The following is a 23,029-nucleotide window of genomic DNA, read 5'->3' on the forward strand; positions in this document are numbered from 1 at the left end:
TTATTCCCCCCCTAAATATTTCACAGGCTTTATTTTTGCTGTTCTCATTATTTTATGAAAACTAGCGGTAATGCCTACAAGTATTGATAAAATAAAGCTAGAAATAACATGACCTATGTTCATGTTCAAAATTAGAACAACTTCATCTGGTTTCTGTACGAAAGACCCATTAATGATTGCTATTAATAGATAAGCAATGGAGATGGCGATGAAAAATGCAATCATACACATATAAATTTACCTTTCGCGATAGTAACATTGATTCCATTTGAAATTTCATTCTGTTGGCCATTCTTATAAAAGGACTTTTGCAGATGGCTAACCTCAATAATATACTCAGCTGTTTTCATTTTCAGTCCACCCTTATTATATTTGTCTTAAGTAGAAACTACGTCGGCTCCATTACGCCCACCGACCAATAATCTCCACCGAAAATTTTTAATGTTAAAAACTTATATCTTAATCAGCAAAAATATGTATTGTAGTCATTCGCAATTACATTTAATTTTCTTCCCTATTAAAAGTGTACCAAATCCTCTTCAAAGAAACACCGACAAAAAGTGGCGGTTGACCGCCACTTTTTGTCGGTATCAAAGTTTACACATTTTAGGTATGGGGTTTTTCTCAAAAAAACCCATTCAAGCGTAATGCTACTACTGTATAACTAGCTCATCTTCATGCTTAAATTGTGCATGATACAAACGATGGTATAGCCCTTTCTCACTTAACAATTGATCATGATCGCCAAGCTCAACTACTTTTCCATCATCTAGAACGACTATTAAATCAGCATCTGTAATAGTAGAAAGGCGATGTGCAATCACAAATGTTGTTTTACCTTTCATCAGGTTCGTAATTGCTTTATTCACGTTCCTTTCTGACTGGTTATCCAGGGCAGAAGTAGCTTCATCTAACAATAAGATCGGTGCTGCTTTCGCTAGCGCTCTCGCAATCGCGATCCGCTGTTTTTGTCCTCCCGATAGTTTTGATCCTTTTTCCCCGATATGGAAGTTCAACCCTCCTGGTAATGCTTCAACGAGGTCTTTTGCATGAGAAAATTCGAGAATCCGATCCATGTCATCCATGCTCAATTGATCATTAGGATTAATATTTTCTAAAATCGTACCAGTAAAAAGACAACTTTCTTGTGGTACAACAGAGAAATAACTTAATAATTCTTCCGGTGTCATCGTGACTATGTTTCTATTATTGATTAAAATAGCACCAGCATAGTCGTAGAAGTTTTGCAATAATTTAAATAAGGTAGACTTACCAGCACCATTAGGACCAACGAGGGCGACTACCCCTTGGCCTCGTATTTTTAAATTCAAGTCTTTGATCACTAATTTATCTTGATAAGCAAAGCTAACATTCTGAAACTCGATGGATTTTATGCTTGTTTGATTCATAGGAAGGATCGATGGGAATTTATCTACCCACGGCTGCTCGTGCATTGTCTCAAATACTCTCTCCGCACCAGCCAAAGAAGACTGCATTTGCCCCCACAGCCCTGCAAGTCCTGTAAATGGCCAGACAATATGATTTAACAATTGAATGAAGGCAATCAGTTCTCCTATTGAAATACTTTCTTCCATTACAAAATAAGAGCCAAGACCAAAGGCAAGTAAGAAGCTTAATATTCCTATGAAACTTGATGTCGCCTGTAAACCAGCACTAATCTTTCCATTCTTAAGATCATGTTCATAAATACGATCACTAGAATTCACATATTTCTCATTCATTGTTTTTTCAAGAGAATAGGAACGAATAATGGGTATACCAGCAAGCACATCTTGAACCAACTCTACTGCTTTAGCCATTCGTTCTTGTAGCAAGATCGAATTCTTTTTCATCGCTTTTCCAAAGACAGCCCCTACGCATAAGGTTAAAGGGCCAATCAATCCACAAATAAGCGCAAGCGGCCAATGAATGGTTAGTAAATAGATAAATGCTACAATCGCAACAAGAGGACCCCGAATGATAGAAAAGAACACACTACCCATCAAATCACCAATAGCGTTCACATCATTCGTTAGTTTCGAAACGATACTGCCTGAGTGGTTTTTATCGTGATATGTTAGTGGTAATAATAAAGAATGAGCAAACAGCTTCTTTCTCATATCATTTCGCACAAAGCTAGCTACTTTATTTTTCAAAAAAACATCAAAATAATGAAAAAAGAAATTAGCAAATAGAATAAGTACCCCCACCCAGATAAAAAAGGAAAAACGATCTCCATCCTCTAAGACTGCAATATTCGTTACATTCATCATGAACCACGGTAAAGCTAAATCTAGTAATATTCCTATAATCATGGTGAAACATAATAACAGATAAAGAAACTTCTTCTTTTTGACAAAGTGAAATAATTCTCTTCTAATTAACTTCTTATTCTCATTTTCCATTAAAATCCTCCCTAAGATTTATGTCGTGTCTGGTTTACTCTCCAATCTTAAACAGTTTTGATTTCCTCCTTATTTTGATATGGAATGCGTACATAAATCACATTGGGGTACGGAATGAATTTCCAATAAGCAAAAACAGCTCAACCAAAGAAAGCGTTCTCATTAAATGACGAGTTTGGTTACTAACTTAGTTTTCATTATCCATTGAAAATAACTCCATGCCTACCTAACACAACACTTATTGATTCAATTGTTGTCACCCTTTTTTATCATAAGCAATAGAATAATTTCCAGCAATTATACTTTTTTGCATAGCTGGGTACAACGCGGAGGCATAGAGAAGTTACATCAGTCAATTAAAAATCCAGAAAAATACCCCGCACCTAAAATTAGGTGCGGGATAACTAAATCTATCTATTAATAGTTCTTCCGCTTAATTAATGGCGGCACGACCGCCACCGTAACAAATGCAGCAACAACCGCCTCTGCAAGACCATTTGTAAAAAACACGGTCAAAACAGCTGTAAAGATCGCGCCTGTACTCTCCGCATTAACCGCTTTGGCATAAGCATCATGAAACAATAAAGCTATCAAGCCCATCACGAAAAAAGTGTGTATAAACGTAGTAAACAGACCAGTGAGCATTAAAGAAGCTTTTTGATTGGATTGTTTTTTTGTCAAAGCTTTACGAAATGCTTTAAATAGATAGAAAGGAATAAATCCAACGATCACTCTTGGAACTATTGCAACCACTAGCGCCCAGAAACTCCCCTGACTTGTTCCCAACACAGGAATTGCGGGTGAGAAAGCAAATGACATTAAGGTTGGAGCAATCGTATTTGTTATCACACTCGTGATACCAAATGCTAAACCTAAAAACGCCCCGATCTTTGGACCTAGAACAATGGATCCGATAATTACTGGAATATGAATCAACGTCGCTCTAATGAAGCCTAAATGGATGAACCCAATTGGAGTAAATGCAAACAATAAAATAATCGATAAAAAGATCGCAGTTAACGTAAATTCTCTTAGTTTCAATTTCTTGCTCCTTCTTTAGAAAAATTATCTTTATCCTACTATACCATGCAACTACGATCTATCAAGCCTATTTAGCTTTATCCCTACCTTATTATGTATATACTACCTCTTCATCTAAAATTCGGGAACATAGGTGCAGAGCGTCGATTAAACAAATAGCAACAGGAATGAATCAATCGAGATAAAGACATTACGGTAAGCTTGTTAACCAATGACAACCTGTAGATTCTTTCGTGAGATTGGCTTTTTTTAGCACTCAGAGTTGGGGTGACCATATCTACTCTCTAAACGTCTCCACCGCAACAAAAAAAACACATTCAAGGAATGCGGAAGGGAAAGCTCAATCTTAAATGGGGGCCGAATCATCTTCGCACTAAGGAGAGCTTAACTATCTCCGACTGATCCAGTGCTACTTGAAAGAGATGAAAAATAGTTTGCATACGTTTATCAAAACCTATGTTTCTCTGTAATCATCAACTTGGGCAATTCCTGTTTTGGAAACTGTTAACCACTCTACCTTCCCCCTGAAGAGTTGATATAGTATGTATTTTATAATACAGGGAGGGGAATATCAATGTTTGGTAAAAAGCGTACAGATTCGGATTTCCTCAAATAAAAAGAGATGACTGAAATTCAAGAATATAATAACCGTACCTATTTTGAAAGGATAGGATAGGATTGTGTTCGTATATACATAGGGGAAAATCGTCAAAGGACTTTTTACAAGTAGGTGCCCTTTAAGCAGAAGGAGATAACTTTTCCATCTTAGGTCTCGATAATGTTGTACTCGATTTGTCTACCATTCTATTTTGTTTAAAAGCTAAAAGATAAAAACTCGAGTTAGAACATCGTCAATGAAAGGATGCAAAAACGCTTTGGTTCATTATCATTTTAAGTGACCCTTCAATCAGTGGGCGTTTTTAAGTATTCCCCCACTGATTGTTAGCCCTGAAGAATGACGCAAAAGTCCTAGAAGCCTTCGATGTAATTTTTTAATTAACAATGTGGTGCATTTTACCGTTAACATATCTATCGGAATGCGAGTACTTCTACTTAAACTACTTTATCTTCTTGGTACTGAACTTGTTAACGAACAGGAAGCTCTAATTGACTATACTTACCCTGAATCGATTGCTGATAAATTTTCGTTAAATCTGATTGTTTCACTTCTTTCTTCTCCACTGTCATCCTACGTAAATGCATTAATAGAAATTCTAATTCGCCTCTTTCAAGCTTCAATCCTTCTTCTTCGAAAAAATAAGCCAATGAAGCTACTCCTGAATGTTTACCAACCATAAACTGATGGTTTTTCCCAACTTCCTTAGGATCAAACATTTGGTAAGTACATTGATTCTTAAGTAAGCCATCAACATGGATACCAGATTCATGGGTATAAACCATCTCACCAACAATCGGCTTTGCTTCAGGTATTGCACGACCAGATGCTCGACTAACAAGCTCGGAAAGCAAGTGTAATCGGGTGGTATCAATTGCTACTTCACCGTTATACAAATGTTTCCAACCCATCACAACCTCTTCAAACGGAGCATTACCCGCTCGTTCGCCTAGGCCGAGTATGGTTGTACTGGCCCATCTAACCCCACTTGAAACAGCTACCAACGTATTTGCTGTAGCCATACCAAAATCGTTATGGCAATGAATCTCCATATCAACCTCTTTCGGGCACTCTTTCAGTATTCGCTTTACGTTAGCACTAGTATGAATTGGGGTAAGAGCAGAAACAGTATCCGCATAACGAAATTTGGTAATTCCAAACGGATCGAGATAATGAATAAGCTTCACTAAAAAAGAAATATCACTTCTTGAAGCATCTTCAAAACCAATCGATACATTCAAATTAGCTGCTTTCGCATAGTCAACTGCTTTTAATATTTTTAAAACAATGTCATCTCTTTTTAAACGAAGCTTATGTCGAATCTGTACATCAGATGTAGGAATCGAGATATGCACATTAGAAACACCTGATTTAATTGAGGCATCTATGTCCGCAATTAGGGCACGATTCCAAGTAAGTAATTGAATAGGCAATCCCATGTCAACCATAGATTGAATCGTTTGTTGTTCTGTTAAACCCATTGCCGGAATTCCTACCTCTGCTTGCTCAACGCCTACCTCAGCAAGTAATTTTAAAATGGCTCGTTTTTCTTCCGCCAAAAAATTCACACCTGCTGTTTGCTCACCATCTCTTAACGTGGTATCACAAAATAGTATCCCCCCCACTTTCATCCCTCCATCATTTAGTATCGTTGAAATAATCTCATAGAGTGAAACTTCAATTAGTGGGTTCTTGACTTCCCCCGCTGCTTGTTCGTTGAAGCCTTCAGAGTGCCAGCGTCCGTAAACTCACCCAATCACCTTTGATTTTCTTGTTGTTTTATCATGAGAATCTTACGGACGGTTACTCCGGGATCAACTTATTGGAACCCAGAATTAATCGTTTAGCTACTCCTTAGTATTCGTGTGAAGGTTACGTTTGGATCATTTTCTTAAAAACAATCAATCATACATGATGCACAATCCAATTGATTTTCCATCATGAAAAGACCTTCCTCTCCTTCTTCTTCCGAAACAAAAACAAGTGTAGAATGTAATAGATTGTTTGATTCAACACTTGTGTATACAGTAAAACCCTCTTCTTCGCTCACAATATCATCTTGTTCTTGACGATTATCCCAGTACACTTGGTAATTTAGTTTCCCATCCCATTCGCTTGCATGAATTCGAAGAGAATAATCCATCAAATCATGTGCTTTTCTATAAGCAACAACTTGCTTCTTCGCTTCATCGGTAAAGTACATTTTTATCACTCTCCTTTTTCACTCGGTTCGGCTTTTTTTATGTCTGAAAATGCGATGAATGTACCGTAGTTTTTATAAAATTCAGGGAAAAATTTCTTCCGTACAGGCGTTGGTTTCACAAAATCTCCATATGCCCGAAATAAATAGGCCCGTTGGAATCGCCAAACTTCTTTATTTCTAGAATCAGCTTCCAACAAATCAGCATCTTCCAGATACGATCTAAACTTCTTTAATATATGCATCCGTGAAATATTTAAAATTTGCGGGTGAAAAGGCACGTGATAATAAGCAAAAAAATCCTCAGCATCTTGTAACTCCTTCATTGGATTTTCACTCATTCTATCCTCCCCTCTCATTGGATTCATTCATTAGCGGTTTGCTCATTTAGGAGCTTTTGTAACCACAATGGTGGTTTATTCTGCAACATAATTAACAACCGATCTAGCTGTTCTTTTATCAACGTCCCTTCTTGTACTTTAACAGGCATTATTTTTTCTCTTGTTACGCGTGCAGCAGCGGCCGGTCCAATTTGTGTAATAAATAAAATTGTACAATCTTTAACCGCATTTAATCGCGTTTCAATTTTATCGATTTCATCTTCTTCATTAACCTCTTCAATAACTCTTGTTGTATATGGTTCATACTGAGAATGATCAATGTTATAGATTGAAAAAATCTCTGCATAACCAAAATGTGAATTGACAGTTATACCATCACTTGATGAAAAGCCAACCTTCATCAGATCACCTTCCTTCTTTCATGATCTTTTGACTAATAGCGAGTAACAACTCCATCGTGCCTCTAAATCCTACTTGCATTCGATAACCGTTAGCAATTTGACCCGTTATTGGAAACCCGATTGGAACAAAGGGAATAGACAAGCGGTCAGCACTTTGTTGGCCATGAGAGTTACTCAGCCAAAAATCCGCATTGTCGGATCCTTTCTCTAGATCATACAAGTCTCCAATCTCCACTTCTTCTTCCATTAATTTTAAAGTGGTAGTTTCATAGGAACTGACTAGTTTTGCCGGTTTACACCCAAGCTCTTTTAAAAACATCACGAGTGTGTAGAGATGATCCGGTTCTAGGGCCATTGCATAAGATTTCCCACCAAAATAAAAATGACTATCCAACATGGCATCAACTAACTGCTCACGTTCCCAACGATAACGACTAGGAACGGGAAGTTTTGTGTATTTTGTAAGCCAAGAGAAAAATCGATCAACATTTTCTAAACCAGTTAATGAATCAAATAAAACGTAGGGGATATCAAAATGCTCTTCCATGATTTGACCAGACTTTTCCATGCTATTACCTAGAACAATCGTAACTTGAGCAGATGCGATTTTTTCCAGTTCCATTAGCGTACTTCCTCCTTGGGCTAAAGGAGAATAGCCGTCTGCTCGTGTTGCAGAAAGGGAGTAAGATAAATCAGGGATGGTAACGACGTCTAAATCAAAATCCGCTAAGATCATTTTGATTTCCATAACATCACCAGAGGTTAAATGAGAACCTGGAATTAAGTTCACACGATTTGCTAGTTTCTTTAATGGAAGTTTATCCGATATACGATGAGAAACTTCCATTAAAAGAGCCTCCACTGTTCGCGCATAACCTGATTCTAATGAGCCTTCAAAATCTGGAAGTGATACCGGGAAAATTACCCGTGTATCTTCAAGATGATTTTTCCGATAATCGCTGACATTTTTTTTTACATCATCACCCAACGTTTCTGTTAACGCCGTGCTTAAAATTGCAATGACAGCTGGATCATTTTTATCAATGACAGAATCAATCGCTTTAACCATATTCTGCTCTGCCTTAAAAATCACATCCAGTTCCGTCAATGCGGTTGTTTGAAGTGCCACTGGATCACGAAAATGATTGGTCATTAACGCTTTTATAAAGGCAGCACATCCCTGAGCACTGTGTAATATCGGGATGGAGCGAAAAACACCTTGTAACGCTAAGACACCACCTACTGTTTGGCTAATCTTCAACGAATTGATCATCAATTCTTTCTCACTGAAAGATACGGTCATGATTACTCTCCTCCCATGGTGCTTCTAAATTAGCTAGCCTCCATACAGGGTGTTGGATTGCATTTACAAGATGCTGAGCCATTCTAATAAATCCTGTATAACCTGCATATGCGTGATCACGTTCTTGATTTATCTCAAGAAAAGGAATTCGCTCCTTAAGAGCAACATAAATGTTACGACCACCAGCTATAAGAATATCCCCTTGCTTCTCTTTAAATGTTTCTAACACGACACGAGCTCCTCGAGAATTGATAAGCAATGCGTCCTCTCCAACTAAATCTTTGATTCTCGCTATATCTTCTTGGCTGCTTTTACTAATCCCGACTCCAACAACCTCAATCTCCAATTCTTGTAAAGCAGATATAACTGACCAACTCTTCACCCCACCCGTATACAAAAGGGCTCGTTTTCCTCTTAACACGTTCCGCATTTCCTTAAGTGCTTCTTCTAGCTTTTCTTCTTCATTTTTGATTAGCTCGCTCACATTATCTATTAATCTCTGATCACCAAACAATTTGGCAATTTTCATTAATGAAGAACTCGTCTGTTTCGCTCCATAGAAGGAACCTTCAAAATATGGAATTTCATATGCATCTTCCATATGCCGAGCAACATTAATAAGTGCCCTACCACAAACAACCATGTTTACTTTTGCTCGATGAGCCCACTGTACCTCATGAAAATGACTGTCTCCTGTGATCCGTGATAATAGTCGAATACCAAGTTGCTTAAGAAGATCTTCAATATCCCACATTTCTCCTGCAATATTATATTCACCAATAAAATTCAGATCAAAAGGCGTTTCAAACGGTGGCTCTTTTGTTCCAATAACATAATCAATTAATGCTTGCCCTGCTAGGCGATTACCCAAATTTTTGCTTCCTGAAAAACCCGGGCTATTAACAGGGATAATAGGTATAGCATGCCGTTTTGCAGCTTGATGACAGATGGAATCTAAATCGACCCCTATTAGTGCGGTGACACATGTGGAATAGACAAAAATTGCTGGTGGATGAAATCGCTGAATAATCTCGTCAATAGATCGAAATAATTTTTCATCACCACCAAATATAATATCTTGCTCACTTAAATCCGTTGTCAGGCCATAGCGGTAAAGCGAGGAGTCTGAACTAAGACTCCCTCTTCTTTCCCAACTATTTCCCCCACACGCGATTGGTCCATGTACAAGATGAGCCGCATCAGCAATTGGTAACAAGGTAATTTGCGCTCCATCAAAGGCACATCCTCCATTTGATTGTCCAGGCTTAGCTGGTGAACACCCTTGCTGGTTTGATTGAGTTTGATTATGCTGACAGGCTGGTTCCTGAAAGGCATTTATGATGTGATTTTTCATGAAATCAATCCCTTCCCATTAGTGTAGGGTGTTTAACTTTTTCTTATCTTACTGCATCATAACTATAATCTGGTGCTTGTTCATCGAGTTCTTGTAAGATTGTATTAACAATCATTGTTAATACATTCAGTGCACCTTGGTAACCAATAATTGGATAGCGGTGCATATGATGACGATCAAATATAGGAAAGCCAATCCGAACCAATGGAATATTAGCATCCTTAGTAGCATATTTCATATTCGTATTACCGATGGCAAAATCAACTGGATTAGTAAGAAGCAAAGATCTTAAATGCCATAAATCCTTTCCTGCATAAACCGTTGATTCAGCACCATAGGGGCTTGTTTTTAATAATTCCTCTGCCTCCTCCTGAAACTGTTTATTTCCATTTGTACAGATAATATGAACAGGCTCTATACCTACTTCTAAACAAAACGAAATTAAACCAAGTAATACGTCAGGATCACCAGATAGGGCAACACGCTTTCCGTGCAAGTACGCTTGTGAGTCGGTAAAAGCATCAACAACTCGACCACGTTCATCAATTAAGGACTGAGGGACCTTCACACCGGTCAATTCACTGATCTGTGATACAAATTGGTCTGTTGCTTTTATACCAATAGGTGAATAGGTCGACACAACCGCGTGTTCCCACTTGTCTTCAATATATTTTGCCGTCTTTCTAGTTGAATACTTTTGCAAAATCATTGTTCCTTTCGCACTTGGCGACTCTTGAACATCAATCAACTTAGTCCCACCATAAAAATAGTGATACTCACCATTTGCAGGTGAATCTAAATTTCCACTATGATCTCCTAAAATAGTGTAGCCCACATTCATGGTCTCTAAAATATGCTTAATTTCAGAGAAGTTTCCTGTATACGTGTCATAACCGGGAATAATGTTAATCGTATCACTTGGTTGCTTCAATGCCAGGCCATTATCCTTTTCAGATAAATGACTTAAAATAGCACGCATCATATTGTCATATCCCTCATTATGTGAGCCGACAAAACTCGGTGTATTCGCATAGGGAAGTGGAAAGTCAGAATCAATAACCTCCTCTTTTTTAGCATTTTCTATGAAAGCTCCCAAGTCATCTCCGATTACTTCAGCCATACAAGTCGTACTGATTGCAATCATTTTAGGATTATATAAAGCTTGACAGTTTTCTAAACCTTCTATTAAGTTACGCATTCCACCAAACACTGCACCGTCCTCTGTCATAGAGGAGGAAACTGCCGGGACTGGTTCTTTAAAATGGCGAGCAAAATGACTTCTAAAATAAGCTACACAGCCTTGTGAACCGTGAACATAAGGAAGCGTTCCTTCAAAACCGAGTGCTGCTAAAACTGCACCGAGCGGTTGGCATGCTTTATTAGGGTTTATCGTTGCTGCCTCTCGGTTAAAATTAACTTTTTTATAGTCATCCGTTTTTAAATAAGCCTCCATCATTTCAATTTCTTCGTTTGAACAAGGTGCTTCAAATTGCTTCTTATTCTCCGCTTGTTTTACATACTTTTCTTCTTGAAATAAGGTATTATGATCCTTCATTGTTATCGATTTATCCATCTAGTTCCCTCCTTCTATTAAAATGGTGATTCTATTAAATCCCAAACTGGACTATTCACTGCACTATCCATGTCTCTGGCAAATACTTTAAATCCATCGAAACCATGATAAGGACCACTATAATCCCAAGAGTGCATTTGTCTGAATGGTATTCCGGTCTTATGATACACATATTTCTCTTTAATCCCTGCACCAATTAAATCAACATCGAGTTTTTCCGAGAGAAAATCTAAATCAAATGAGGTAGGGTCATCATATACAATCGTCCCCTCTTGAACCTCTTGAAACGTTTTTTCATAATCATCCTGATGAGCAAACTCATGTCCGGTTGCAATAATTTCCATTCCAAGATCTTCATAGGCTCCGATGGTATGGCGTGAACGCAATCCACCTGTAGCTAACATCACTTTCTTTCCTTTAAGTCTTGATAAATATTTATTCATCGTCTGAGCCATTTCATCTAGATAATCTCCAATAACTTTTTCCGCATTCTGTTGAATCGTATCATCAAAGTAGGAAGCAATTTTTCGTAAACTTTCAATTGTTTTACTTGGACCAAAGAAATTGTATTCGCAATATGGTGTACCATATTTTTTCTCCATTTCCTTTGCCATATAATTCATCGATCGGTAGCAATGCACAAGATTTAGCTTTGAATGATGTGTAATCGCTAGTTCATTAATTGAACCATCACCAGACCACTGAGCAACAACTCGTAGTCCCATTTCTTCTAGAAGAATTCTACTTGCCCAAGCATCTCCACCAATGTTATAATCACCGATAATTGCAACATCATATGGGCCTGATTCTTCAAGCTCTCGGGTACCCATTAAATGATCTCGAATTGCATCATTAGCGATGTGGTGACCTAAGGATTGACTAACTCCTCTAAATCCTTCACAATTTACTGGGATGACCGGTATATCCAGTTCTTTAGACATTTTCTTAGCAACTGAATTAATGTCATCTCCTATTAGACCAACCGGACACTCTGATTGAATAGAGATCCCTTTCGTTAATGGGAACATCTCCTTTATTTCCCGACAAAGTTGCTCCAGTTTTTTATCTCCGCCAAACACAATATCTCGTTCTTGAAAATCACTAGTTACTTGCATCGCTGTGAAGTTGTTAATACCTAGCTTTCCGTTTGCATAGTTTCGTCTTGTTCCCCAGCTGTATTGTCCACAACCTACTGGACCGTGACTAATGTGAACCATATCCTTTATCGGTCCCCATACTACACCTTTGGATCCAGCATAAGCACAACCTCGAATCGTCATGACGCCAGGGCGGGATTTCTTGTTTGATTTGATCGAACACTTGCCGGATTCGATATTTTCTTGATCGGAAACCTCAAAGTGTTTTTTTCTAAATTTCTTCGCACGTTTTGGATAAACTTCTAATAGCTCTTCAATTAACGCTTTTTTTTCTTCTATTACTTTAGCACTCAAGCCAATCACCCTCCACTTAAAGTTATTTAGCTGCTTCTTCCATTTCTAGTTTTTTTAATTTTTCCGTATCATCTTCAATTACTCCGTACTCAAGTAATAAATCTTCTAGTTCATCCATTTCAATTGGAGTCGGGACGGTTAATTTATCATTGTCTAAAATTTTCTGCGCTAGCTTTTCATATTCTTTCGCTTGTGCATGCTCTGGGTCATACTGAGCAACCGTCATACGGCGTAATTCTGCATGTTGAACGATGTTATCTCTAGGAACAAAGTGGATCATTTGTGTATTAAGTCGACGTGCTAATTCTGAAATCAACTCAGCTTCTCGATCGGTATTTCTACTATTACAAATCAAGCCACCTAATCGCACCCCATCTTCATTATTCGAATATTTTAAAATCCCTCTAGCAATATTGTTTGCTGCATACATTGCCATCATCTCTCCCGAAACAACAATGTAAATTTCCTTTGCTTTATTTTCGCGAATTGGCATCGCAAAGCCCCCACATACTACATCACCAAGAACATCATAGGAGATAAAATCTTTCCCTTCATATGCCCCTTCTTCCTCTAAAAAATTTATCGACGTAATAATTCCCCGTCCAGCACAGCCCACTCCTGGTTCTGGACCACCGGATTCAACACATTCAATATCTCCAAATCCTTTTGCTAATACATCTTCCAATTCAAGATCCTCGACAGTTCCTATTTTTGCGGCTTCCTCTAATACTGTGTTTTGAGATTTCTGATTAAGAATTAGACGTGTAGAATCAGCCTTAGGATCACAGCCAACAATCATTATTTTTTGCCCCATCTTCGTAGCTAATTGAGCCAACGTATTTTGTGATGTGGTTGATTTTCCAATTCCACCCTTACCGTAGAAAGCGATCTGTCTCATAATTAAACATCCTCCTAATATTTTTTATTTTTTTGTAAATCTTTAACGAATAGAGGGTACTTCCATTTGTTGCTTTGGTTCTGGATTCATGTATCGATAATATTTTTCACTTTCATGCAATAAAACTTCCATATCTCCTGATCGAATGACTGGGATAATTCCCTGATCACGCATATATTTTTGCGGAACAGCACCCATTCCTGATGATAATAAAATTTGGCAATCACTTAAAATAGCTTTCGTCTCGTCTAAGATAGTGAGTTTCTCTGAACCACAATTCATCACCCCTCCCACACAATAAGATTGCACTTTTCGTACACCGATAAATGTAATCGTAGTTTCCGAAACATCGAAAACCAAAAAATCTTTAGCATGACCAAAATGCAAATTAACCTTACCTTCTCCACGTGTTGTTACGGCAATCCTGACAACCGACATATCCGATTCTTTTTCCAAGATTGCATTATCCTCCTTTCCTTCTTTCTTTCTTCTAATCTTCTGTTCTACTTGATGTTGAAAATCTGCTCTTTCTTTTATGTTGTAATCAATCTTCTTGTTTAGAAACTCTTCTTTTGTAAACTCTGAGCTCCTATCTTCACCTAATAATCCAATCGCATCTGCTCTGCATTGATGACAATGTTTCATCATTTTTATTGGACTATCACCTTGGCATTTCTCTTGGACAGCTTGCAACTCTACTGCCGTCGGATTTTTAATACCGTTTTTTTCAAAAACCGTATCTGGGGTAACAATCAGTGGAACTATATTGTGAATGAAAGCTCCCTTAGCACCAATTACCTCTGATACTTCTGCCAGGTGATCCGCATTAATTCCCGGTATTAAAACAGAATTTACTTTCACCAAAACACCTAGTGATACTAATGCTTCTAAACCTCTTAATTGTCTGTCAATAAGAATTTTCGCGGCCTCTAGACCTTTGTATCGCTTTTTCTTATAATAAATCCATGAGTATATTTCCTTTCCTATTTCTGGATCAACTGCGTTAATGGTAATCGTAATATGATCAATCGATAATGCTTTTATTTGATCGATATGATCCAATAAAGTTAATCCATTCGTACTCAAGCACAAGCGTAAATCGGGAGCTTCTTCTGCGATCCCCTTAAAAGTAGCAAATGTTTTCTCTGGATTGGCTAGCGGATCACCTGGACCTGCTATCCCAACAACCGAGAGTTGTTTCATACCACTTGCTACAAATAACACTTTCCTTACGGCTTCATCTGGAGTAACAAGTTCACTTACAACACCCGGTCTGCTTTCATTTGCACAATCAAACTTACGACTGCAAAAATTACAACTAATATTGCACTTTGGAGCTACAGCTACATGCATTCGAGCAAAATGATGATGTGCCTCTTCACTGTAACAGGGATGGCGAGCGGTTTTGGATTCATCACTTAGGAACGTACTTTTTTCTTTAACTAGAATAAGATCACCCTCCTTTTGCATTTTTTTTGAAAATAGAACTTACACAAACAGCTGTTGCAATGAATCAAACTGTATAAAAATAACAGTTTATTTGAATTTATCATAATTTTTAGAATATTCTGAATCAATAGAGTTGTGATATTCTCTTACAACATCTATGTGAATCCATTCACATTTTTGTCACTTTTATCATTTTTCTTTGAAGAAAAACGCAGAAAACCACTGATGACAGAGGGATCACGGTAAGTTTGCTTACCGATGATGACTACTCACAGTTTGTTTTTTGATTCTGCCTTGTTGCTCCCAGAGCTGAACGTAGCTATATCGATCGTTATGATAAACCGAAGAATCACACGGTCCTTTAAGATCTTTTACACCATGTCTATGCGGGCACTCCAGTTACAGACGGTCGCTTTCCACGGGCGCGACCTCAGCTTAGAGAACATCAAATTAAAGTTCTTTATTTTTTTGGTTTTTTTTCGGCGTTTTCCAAGTTTAAAAAGACTCTAAACCCTTGATACATCAACACAAAATTTATGATTTCCTATCCTATAAGATTAAACTTGGAAAATCACAAGATCCTTTTTAAAAAATTCGAAGCTATATTTTGTAAGGGGCTGGTGGTGACAAGAGCACGTTTGTCCCATCATGCTAAAGCGTGACACTTTCCAACAAACAAAATGACAGATGACCATTCATAGTCATCTGTCATTTACTTATTGGGAATCAACCATCAGACCCTATTGTTATTTCGGCTACTTGTAGAGAAATGTTCGGGAGAAAAGCTTTGAGTGAATCCTCGTAAACTTCTTTGACCTTCTCACTATTTTAAAGTGGGCGTCTTATCGACGGCTGTTCCGAACTAAATCTTCTAGAGTCAGTTATGAACATTCAGTTAATTGTTCAATTATGTTATAATTTTATCTTTTCTCTTAATTTTTTCGACTACTTTTTCTCGTTTCGTTATCTTTCCTTGATCAATATGAAGAATGTAATGACCGAGACTTCTCGCTTCTTCATAATCATGCGTAACAAGTAAAACAGGAATTGCCCAAATATGATAGAGATGCAACAAGAAACGATAGCACTCTTTTTTTAACTGTTGATCTAGATTTGAAAATGGCTCGTCAAGTAATAATATTTTCGGTTCTGTTACTAACGCACGCGCTAATGCTACCCGTTGTTGTTCTCCACCGGAAATCTGGTGGGGATATTTATCTTTCAACTGATCTATTTCAAGGGTATCGAGAATCTCCATTACCAACTGTTCTTGCTTTGCACCATACCTAACATTTTTCAATACGGTCATATGAGGAAAAAGTGCATAATCTTGAAATAAATACCCCACCTCCCGCTCACGTATAGGTAATGATCGCTTTTTGCATGGATAAAATAGCAGGTCATTCAACTGAATGAATCCTTTATCCGGATGATCTAAACCAGCAATACAATTGAGCACTGTTGTTTTCCCCGATCCTGACGGGCCATACAAGACACATATTTCTTTTTCAATCTGCACTTCAACATCTAAGTTAAATTGTTCCAGCTGTTTGAATAATTTAAGTAGTAACATAAACATCCCTCCTCCGGTCTATTTTCTTTTGTATTTCGTCATGCTTTTTTTACTCCAATGGTTTAACCATAATACGGCGCTATAACCAAGAATAATGAGAACGATAGCCCAAAAGGCAGCCAAACGATTGTTTCCCGATTGAACAGCAAAATAAATCGTCATTGGCACAGTATCCGTTCGCCCTGGTATATAACCTGCAAGCATTAACGTAGCACCAAATTCACCGATAGAACGAGCAAAAGTAAGAACCAAACCTGCTAACAAACCGGGCCAAGCCAATGGAAACGATATCGTCCAAAACGTTTTAGATCTTGATACGCCCATTGTTAACGCAACACTCTCTAGTTTCTGGTCGTAGCTAGTAAACGCTGCACAAGCACTCTGATACATTAACGGAAATGCAACAACGATGGCAGCAATCAATGCACCCATCCAATGAAAAACAACCTCGATACCAAACCAATTACTTAGTAGATTGCCAATCAATCCATTCCGATTAAACAAATAGAGCAGAATGAATCCGACTACAGTTGGTGGTAAAACAATAGGTAATAGAATAAAAGATTCTAAAAAGGCTTTCCCGTAAAAATCTCGTTTACTAAATAATCGGGCTGTGAACATTCCCAGGAAGAAAACAAAGACAGTTGCAATCGCGGAGACGCGCAGAGATAAAAAAAGCGGTTCAAACGACATGTTTTCCGGCTAATCGTTTTACTAGTTTGTCTATTTCTTCAAAATATTTCATCATACCGTCCCTCCTCTTCAGAATTCTACCACCAACATTAGGTTAGTGCTTTTGGTTGAATCCATATTCAATCCATACGTCTTCAATTGCTTCACTAGCAATAAAGTTTAAAAAAGTTCTTGCTGCCTCCACGTTTTCCGTATGTGACGTGATCGCCGCCGGATAAACAATCGGATCATGCCAGCTTGATAATGCAACGTCAAGCACCTCAATCTCATCAGTCACTATTGTATCGCTAAGAAACAATACCCCGTAATCAACGCTATCTGTTTCCACATATGTTCTTACTTGTTGAACATCTTTTCCATATACAAGTTTGTCTTTTAAATTCGTCCATATTCCCAGCTCTTCAAAAACTTGTTTTGCAAAAAAACCTGCCGAGACCGTTGCTGGATCACCGATTGCTATTTGTAATTCTTCTATTTCGGATAAACCAACAAAGGTCATTGACGACTCATAATCTAGCTTGCTTTTTTTCACCAAAACAATTTGATTATGAGCAACATTGATACGTGAGTCCGGTTGGATCCATTCGTTGTCTGCAAGTGTGTTCATCCACTCTTGATTTGCTGAAATATAAAGGTCAACTGGCGCACCACTTTGAATTTGTTGCGCTAGGCTTCCTGAACCAGCAAAATTGAATGTTAGTAAAATGTCGTCATGGATTGTTTCAAAATCATTCTTTATTTCTTCCATCACCCCCATTAAACTAGCCGCAGCAGAAATGATTAATTCTACTTCCTTGCCTTCATCCACTGCATTCGTACTACATGAAACAAAAAAAACCAAAACGAAAGCTATCGATAACCAGATTTTTTTCACTCAACCACTTCCTCTCGCTACTGATTGTTTTGTTTTACAAATATCGGAATAATATTTAGAACGATTATAGCGGTTGAAGCTTCATTTGTAAATGTATTGTCTGAATATTCAGAATCAGAATCGTGTATATTTTTTGTGCCCTCCATTCACTACTATCCCGAAGCAACCGGACTATCTAATAGATTCATCGATCAATCAATCTATTCAAACTTCATCGTTACATTGACGAAAAAAATTTGCGCTTCTCACCTTTTTGTTGTTTGAGCATGTCGGACAATTAGGTCAAGAAAAGCGTAAATTCTAAATAAAAAAATGGAAAATTGTGACTAACATCACTGAAAACTAGGTTTCAAATAACTATACTTAGAAATATTAATTATTAGAATTTTCATAATATTCAAAATATATATAAAAAAATTACTACGGAGGGGTACAATGACAACATTACCTGTAACGAATGAACTCGGTTATTTCAGTATTCGTCTAGAGTCAATCGGAGGATTAGGCGCTAATTTAGCTGGAAAAATGTTAGCTGAAGCTGGTGTACTAGGTTCCGGATTAAACGGAGTTAATTTTTCATCCTATGGATCTGAAAAAAAAGGCTCCCCAGTTAAGAGCTTTGTATTGTTTGGTGATAGCCAAACAGAAATTAGGTCACACAGCCCCATTGAAGAACCAGATGTTATTGGGGTCTTTCATGAAGCTTTGTTTAAGACTACACCTGTACTTAGCGGTTTAAGAACAGGAGGGACCGTCTTAATCAATTCATCGAAATCGATTGAACAACTATCGCAGTTCACTGACTTACCAAATGGAAAAATAGCAATAATTAATGCGCTACAGATTGCAATAAAAGAAAAAACACGGGTAAATACAGCAATGTTAGGAGCTCTATTTAGAATTTGTGATTTTTTAAACCCTGAGGATATGCGACAAACGATTCGAAAAACATTTGAAAGAAAAAATCCTCACCTTGTCGATGCAAATATCAAAACATTTGATCGTGGCTATCAGGAAGTGACGATTCACACTGTTGAAGATACTGAGACGGAAAAAACAAACTCATTTATTCAAGAGCAACCTGAATTAGGTTATTTAACACAAGAAATTGGTGGAATCATTTCAGGACAAGGAAATAGTCTGTTAAAGGATCTTGCCAGCTCTCGTCAAGGGTTTGTCCCAGCATTAGAAAAAGAAAGTTGTATCAACTGTGCCGCATGTGATTATGTTTGTCCCGATTTTTGTTTTGTATGGGAAGAACGAATAAGTAAACGAGGAAAGAAAAGAATGCTCTTAAAAGGAATAGACTATCAATATTGCAAAGGATGTCTCAAATGTGTGGAGGCCTGTCCATCGAATGCACTTAGAAAAGTGAAGGAATCTGATCAAGCTATCCGAGAGTCACAAGCTCAGATCGCTTTTCCACTAATAAAAGGAGGGGAATAAAAGATGAAGACTTTGAAAGAAGATAAAGTACTTGATCCGATTGTCCAACAGGTCACTACTTTTGAATCAGGTAACAAAATGGCTGCAATGGCTGCGGCTCAAATCAACTATCATATTATGGGTTATTTCCCTATCACACCTTCCACGGAAGTCGCCCAATACTTAGATCAAATGAAAGCAAAGGGAGAACACGATATTGAACTAATTCCAGCAGATGGGGAACACGGTTCAGCTGGGATTTGCTATGGAGCGGCTTTAACAGGTGCGCGGGTAATAAATGCTACTAGTGCAAATGGGTTTATGTATATGTTAGAGCAACTACCTGTCCAGTCAGGAACACGTTTTCCGATGGTAATGAACCTGGTCACACGTTCCATTAGTGGCCCGCTAGACATTAGAGGAGATCATTCTGATTTATATTATGCCCTTAATACCGGGTGGATCATTCTAATGGCACGGACACCACAAGCAGTTTATGATATGAATATTCTTGCCTTGAAAATTGCAGAAGATAGCCGGGTACGATTACCAGTTATTGTCGCATATGACGGTTTTTTTACCTCGCACCAGAAAAGAAAAGTAAATTATTTTAAAGATAAGCAAACTGTTCAAGATTTTGTCGGCCCTTGTTCCACAGACTATGCTTTCGTAAGAGATCCGAAGAAACCGGTAACGATTGGGGCACATATGAATGGTGATGACTTACTAAACAATCATTATCAACAGTCAGAAGCATTATATCAAGCAGAAGATGTCTTTTTAGAAATAGCGGAGGAATATCGTGCTTTATCGCAGCGCAATTACCCATTGCTAGATTTGTATTTCATGGAAGACGCTGAAATAGCACTATTTTTATTAAATTCTGCTGCTGAAACAGCGAAAGACGTAGCAGATCATTTGAGATCACAAGGGATTAAAGCTGGTGTGATCAGCCCAAATATAATAAGACCGTTCCCCGCAGCAGCCATTCGCAAGTCTCTAAAAAAAGTAAGTGTATTATTAATCGGTGAAAGAGCAGATTCCTATGGAGCTCATGGACCAAATGTGACGCATGAAGTAAAATCAGCGTTACAAGAAGATCGACAAAATAACACCCAAGTAATTAGTCGCGTATTTGGACTAGGAGGAAAAGATTTCTACCCGGATGATGCGAAACAGTTCTTTTTTGAAGCAATGGAAGCACATGATACCAATCAGATTGCAAAACCGTTCGACTATTATGGGCATTATCCAGGGACGACAAATCAAGTATTAAAACCTATCATTGAACCACAACATGGTGATGTGTTTAAAACTGGGCTATTCAAAATATCTGAAGGTGAAAACCGAAATAAAATTGATGTAAAGATACCATCTTTACGCTCACTAACGGAAAAACCAAAGCGTTTTACTCCTGGTCACGGTGCGTGCCCCGGTTGTGGTATTTTATCTGGTCTTGAGCTTTTTTTCAAAGGAATTGAAGGGGATATTGTTGTTTTGTTTCAAACTGGCTGTGCATATGTCGTAACAACAGGTTACCCTCACACTTCTCATAAGCAAACAATGATTCACAATCTTTTTCAAAATGGGCCTGCCACTTTATCTGGGACGCTAGAAGCTTACAACAAGCTAAAAGCACGTGGAGAGATTGACATTTCGGATGAAGTAACTTTTATTATGATTACAGGTGATGGAGGAATGGATATTGGAATGGGTTCCGCAATTGGGACCTCGCTCCGGAACCATCGATTAATCATGCTTGAATATGATAATGAAGGTTATATGAATACAGGTGCGCAAATGTCTTATTCTACTCCAATCGGACATTTGACGAGCACCAGTAACATTGGGCGAGCTCAACACGGAAAAAATATGCATCATAAAGATACAGTTCAGATTATGGCCGCTACGAACATGCCATATGTCTTTACTGGATCAGAAGCATTCCCCGGTGATTTAATTAAAAAGGCTGCAAAAGCACAATGGTATGCTCAAAATATCGGAACAGTTTATGGGAAACTGCTAATGACATGTCCTCTGAATTGGCGCACTGAAGAACAGTATGGAACCAAGATTATGGAGGCTGCTGTTAATTCTTGTTTTTTCCCGCTGTACGAGATAGAAAATGGTTGCACAACAATCACTTACAATCCTGAAGAAAAAGGGGAGAAAATCCCTCTTGAAAGCTGGCTTCGTTATATGGGAAAAGCAAAGCATTTGTTGAAGGATTCGAACAAGCCTTTACTTTCAGTATTTGAAAAAGAGGTAGAAAAAAGATGGAAAAAACTAAAAATAATGCATGAAATGGATGAACTGTGAATCAACATAAGTGAAACTTCAATCAGTGGGGATTTTTAGGTATTACCCCACTGATTGTTAGCCCTAAAGGCCCTTGAAGCCTTCGGGGTGCTATCATCCGTTACTCCCACTTAAGCAACTTGATATTCTCGTTATTTGGAAGTGGGAGTCTTACGGACGGTTACTCCGGGATAAAAGCTTGTATACTCACATACCTGTGGGTGAACGAAGAAGATCGAGCTGATCAACTTCATCTATATGGTTACCCCAAGCAGAACCAGTACATAGACCTATTGCTCTGTAAGGTTAGCAACAAACCTTCCAAGCAAGCATCTGCAAGTCATTACTAGCAAGTTACGTAATTAACCGACGCAACTCACTAAGATCATGTAGAACAAGAACATCCGAATGAACCGTTTTATCCTTTCGATTTAACCATATTCCCTGCATACCTGCATTCTTACTACCAATAGCATCCGTCTCTAGTCTATCACCTATATAATAACTTTCATGAATGGGCACATCTGCTATCCTACAAGCTTCCGTAAAGATGGTTGCATTAGGCTTGGCTACACCAATTTCGCTAGAAGTAATGATACAGTCAAAATATTGAATTATATTTATCTTATGCAACTTCTCCACTTGCTGTTGGTAATCCCCATTACTAATTACTCCCATCCTTTTCCCCTGCTTCTTTAAATATTCTAAACAAGGAACTACATCTTCAAAAACTGACCAGTTCCCTCGATAGAACGCTAAATAATCATCGAATTTATCGTCCGCTTGTCCTTCACTTAAATGACTACCAAACAACTCTTTCATTCTCATTCTTCGTTGTTCTTGAAAGGAAAGTTCTTTTGATAAGTACTTTTCAAAATATTTGTCTGATAACTCTTCCCATCGTTTTGTAAACTCAGATGAATCAAGTTTCAATTCATCATAATTGTCTTTTAGGAACGCAAGGGCTCCCAATTTCTCTGCTTTTTCATGGTCAAGTATAGTTGCATCAATATCAAAAAATATCATCCTTCCATCTCCTTGAAATATTTTTATAACGAGTGCTTTTTATATAAAGTGAAACTTCTATCAGTGGAGGTTTTAGGTATTCTCCCACTGATTGTTAGCACTAAAGGT

At 37.9% G+C, this 23,029-nt stretch carries 19 protein-coding genes; 2 read left to right on the top strand and 17 right to left on the bottom strand.

What is annotated here, in order from left to right:
- The 16 genes from OWO01_RS10920 to modA all read right to left on the bottom strand — a co-directional run bounded on the left by OWO01_RS10920 (position 1) and on the right by modA (position 18,172).
- Positions 1-231, bottom strand: coding sequence for an ABC transporter permease family protein (locus OWO01_RS10920; RefSeq protein ID WP_268780496.1), 231 nt, complete (start codon positions 229-231; stop codon positions 1-3).
- Positions 232-653: 422 nt separating this feature from the next.
- Positions 654-2,405, bottom strand: coding sequence for an ABC transporter ATP-binding protein (locus OWO01_RS10925; protein WP_268780497.1), 1,752 nt, complete (start codon positions 2,403-2,405; stop codon positions 654-656).
- A gap of 417 nt (positions 2,406-2,822) precedes the next feature.
- Positions 2,823-3,446, bottom strand: coding sequence for an ECF transporter S component (locus OWO01_RS10930; RefSeq protein ID WP_268780498.1), 624 nt, complete (start codon positions 3,444-3,446; stop codon positions 2,823-2,825).
- 1,086 nt (positions 3,447-4,532) lie between these two features.
- Positions 4,533-5,687: a homocitrate synthase/isopropylmalate synthase family protein gene (locus OWO01_RS10935; RefSeq protein ID WP_268780499.1), complete on the bottom strand. Its 1,155-nt coding sequence runs from the start codon at positions 5,685-5,687 to the stop codon at positions 4,533-4,535.
- Between the two features lie 266 nt (positions 5,688-5,953).
- Entirely contained in the window at positions 5,954-6,265 is a 312-nt protein-coding gene (locus OWO01_RS10940) for a hypothetical protein (protein ID WP_268780500.1), read from the bottom strand.
- Between the two features lie 5 nt (positions 6,266-6,270).
- Positions 6,271-6,603, bottom strand: a complete 333-nt coding sequence (locus OWO01_RS10945; RefSeq protein WP_268780501.1) for a nitrogenase-stabilizing/protective protein NifW — start codon at positions 6,601-6,603, stop codon at positions 6,271-6,273.
- 23 nt (positions 6,604-6,626) lie between these two features.
- Entirely contained in the window at positions 6,627-7,004 is a 378-nt protein-coding gene (locus tag OWO01_RS10950) for a NifB/NifX family molybdenum-iron cluster-binding protein (RefSeq protein ID WP_268780502.1), read from the bottom strand.
- Between the two features lie 4 nt (positions 7,005-7,008).
- A complete protein-coding gene (nifN, locus tag OWO01_RS10955) occupies positions 7,009-8,307 on the bottom strand; it encodes a nitrogenase iron-molybdenum cofactor biosynthesis protein NifN (RefSeq protein ID WP_268780503.1) in 1,299 nt (432 codons plus the stop codon).
- The gene (nifE, locus tag OWO01_RS10960; RefSeq protein WP_268780504.1) at positions 8,288-9,661 is read right to left on the bottom strand and encodes a nitrogenase iron-molybdenum cofactor biosynthesis protein NifE; all 1,374 of its coding nucleotides are present in this window, start codon (positions 9,659-9,661) and stop codon (positions 8,288-8,290) included. Before nifE ends, nifN begins: the two co-directional genes overlap by 20 nt.
- Positions 9,662-9,704: 43 nt before the next feature.
- Positions 9,705-11,234, bottom strand: a complete 1,530-nt coding sequence (gene nifK / locus OWO01_RS10965; RefSeq protein ID WP_268780505.1) for a nitrogenase molybdenum-iron protein subunit beta — start codon at positions 11,232-11,234, stop codon at positions 9,705-9,707.
- A gap of 17 nt (positions 11,235-11,251) precedes the next feature.
- The gene (gene nifD / locus OWO01_RS10970) at positions 11,252-12,685 is read right to left on the bottom strand and encodes a nitrogenase molybdenum-iron protein alpha chain (protein WP_272506102.1); all 1,434 of its coding nucleotides are present in this window, start codon (positions 12,683-12,685) and stop codon (positions 11,252-11,254) included.
- 22 nt (positions 12,686-12,707) lie between these two features.
- Positions 12,708-13,583 (bottom strand): nitrogenase iron protein, encoded by an 876-nt coding sequence (nifH, locus tag OWO01_RS10975; RefSeq protein WP_268780507.1) that lies wholly within the window; start codon positions 13,581-13,583, stop codon positions 12,708-12,710.
- 42 nt (positions 13,584-13,625) lie between these two features.
- Positions 13,626-15,053 carry a nitrogenase cofactor biosynthesis protein NifB gene (nifB, locus tag OWO01_RS10980; RefSeq protein WP_268780508.1) on the bottom strand — a complete coding sequence of 476 codons (1,428 nt, stop codon included), beginning with the start codon at positions 15,051-15,053 and terminating at the stop codon, positions 13,626-13,628.
- Positions 15,054-15,939: 886 nt separating this feature from the next.
- Entirely contained in the window at positions 15,940-16,605 is a 666-nt protein-coding gene (locus OWO01_RS10985) for an ABC transporter ATP-binding protein (RefSeq protein WP_268780509.1), read from the bottom strand.
- Positions 16,606-16,623: 18 nt separating this feature from the next.
- Entirely contained in the window at positions 16,624-17,298 is a 675-nt protein-coding gene (gene modB / locus OWO01_RS10990) for a molybdate ABC transporter permease subunit (protein ID WP_268780510.1), read from the bottom strand.
- A 94-nt stretch (positions 17,299-17,392) separates the two neighbouring features.
- Positions 17,393-18,172, bottom strand: coding sequence for a molybdate ABC transporter substrate-binding protein (modA, locus tag OWO01_RS10995; protein WP_268780511.1), 780 nt, complete (start codon positions 18,170-18,172; stop codon positions 17,393-17,395).
- Positions 18,173-18,607: 435 nt separating this feature from the next.
- Here modA and OWO01_RS11000 point away from each other — a divergent pair, with 435 nt between their 5' ends.
- Both OWO01_RS11000 and OWO01_RS11005 read left to right on the top strand, forming a co-directional pair.
- A complete protein-coding gene (locus OWO01_RS11000) occupies positions 18,608-19,618 on the top strand; it encodes a 2-oxoacid:acceptor oxidoreductase family protein (RefSeq protein ID WP_268780512.1) in 1,011 nt (336 codons plus the stop codon).
- A gap of 3 nt (positions 19,619-19,621) precedes the next feature.
- The gene (locus OWO01_RS11005) at positions 19,622-21,916 is read left to right on the top strand and encodes a transketolase C-terminal domain-containing protein (RefSeq protein ID WP_268780513.1); all 2,295 of its coding nucleotides are present in this window, start codon (positions 19,622-19,624) and stop codon (positions 21,914-21,916) included.
- A 333-nt stretch (positions 21,917-22,249) separates the two neighbouring features.
- Here OWO01_RS11005 and OWO01_RS11010 read toward each other — a convergent pair whose 3' ends face one another.
- Positions 22,250-22,921 carry an HAD family hydrolase gene (locus OWO01_RS11010; RefSeq protein WP_268780514.1) on the bottom strand — a complete coding sequence of 224 codons (672 nt, stop codon included), beginning with the start codon at positions 22,919-22,921 and terminating at the stop codon, positions 22,250-22,252.
- Positions 22,922-23,029 lie beyond the last annotated feature (108 nt).

Origin of the sequence: Natronobacillus azotifigens, from assembly GCF_026805325.1 — a bacterium.
Taxonomy (GTDB): Bacteria; Bacillota; Bacilli; order Bacillales; family Amphibacillaceae; genus Natronobacillus; species Natronobacillus azotifigens.

Excerpts from the sequence above, each read along its gene's own strand:
- nifB (WP_268780508.1), bottom strand. The coding sequence starts at position 15,053 with ATGCAAAAGGAGGGTGATCTTATTCTAGTTAAAGAAAAAAGTACGTTC.
- nifE (WP_268780504.1), bottom strand. The coding sequence starts at position 9,661 with ATGAAAAATCACATCATAAATGCCTTTCAGGAACCAGCCTGTCAGCAT.
- OWO01_RS10925 (WP_268780497.1), bottom strand. The coding sequence starts at position 2,405 with ATGGAAAATGAGAATAAGAAGTTAATTAGAAGAGAATTATTTCACTTT.
- OWO01_RS10950 (WP_268780502.1), bottom strand. The coding sequence starts at position 7,004 with ATGAAGGTTGGCTTTTCATCAAGTGATGGTATAACTGTCAATTCACAT.
- nifH (WP_268780507.1), bottom strand. The coding sequence starts at position 13,583 with ATGAGACAGATCGCTTTCTACGGTAAGGGTGGAATTGGAAAATCAACC.
- OWO01_RS10945 (WP_268780501.1), bottom strand. The coding sequence starts at position 6,603 with ATGAGTGAAAATCCAATGAAGGAGTTACAAGATGCTGAGGATTTTTTT.
- modB (WP_268780510.1), bottom strand. The coding sequence starts at position 17,298 with ATGTCGTTTGAACCGCTTTTTTTATCTCTGCGCGTCTCCGCGATTGCA.
- OWO01_RS10940 (WP_268780500.1), bottom strand. The coding sequence starts at position 6,265 with ATGTACTTTACCGATGAAGCGAAGAAGCAAGTTGTTGCTTATAGAAAA.
- OWO01_RS11005 (WP_268780513.1), top strand. The coding sequence starts at position 19,622 with ATGAAGACTTTGAAAGAAGATAAAGTACTTGATCCGATTGTCCAACAG.
- nifK (WP_268780505.1), bottom strand. The coding sequence starts at position 11,234 with ATGGATAAATCGATAACAATGAAGGATCATAATACCTTATTTCAAGAA.
- OWO01_RS10920 (WP_268780496.1), bottom strand. The coding sequence starts at position 231 with ATGTGTATGATTGCATTTTTCATCGCCATCTCCATTGCTTATCTATTA.
- nifN (WP_268780503.1), bottom strand. The coding sequence starts at position 8,307 with ATGACCGTATCTTTCAGTGAGAAAGAATTGATGATCAATTCGTTGAAG.
- OWO01_RS11000 (WP_268780512.1), top strand. The coding sequence starts at position 18,608 with ATGACAACATTACCTGTAACGAATGAACTCGGTTATTTCAGTATTCGT.
- OWO01_RS10985 (WP_268780509.1), bottom strand. The coding sequence starts at position 16,605 with ATGTTACTACTTAAATTATTCAAACAGCTGGAACAATTTAACTTAGAT.
- OWO01_RS11010 (WP_268780514.1), bottom strand. The coding sequence starts at position 22,921 with ATGATATTTTTTGATATTGATGCAACTATACTTGACCATGAAAAAGCA.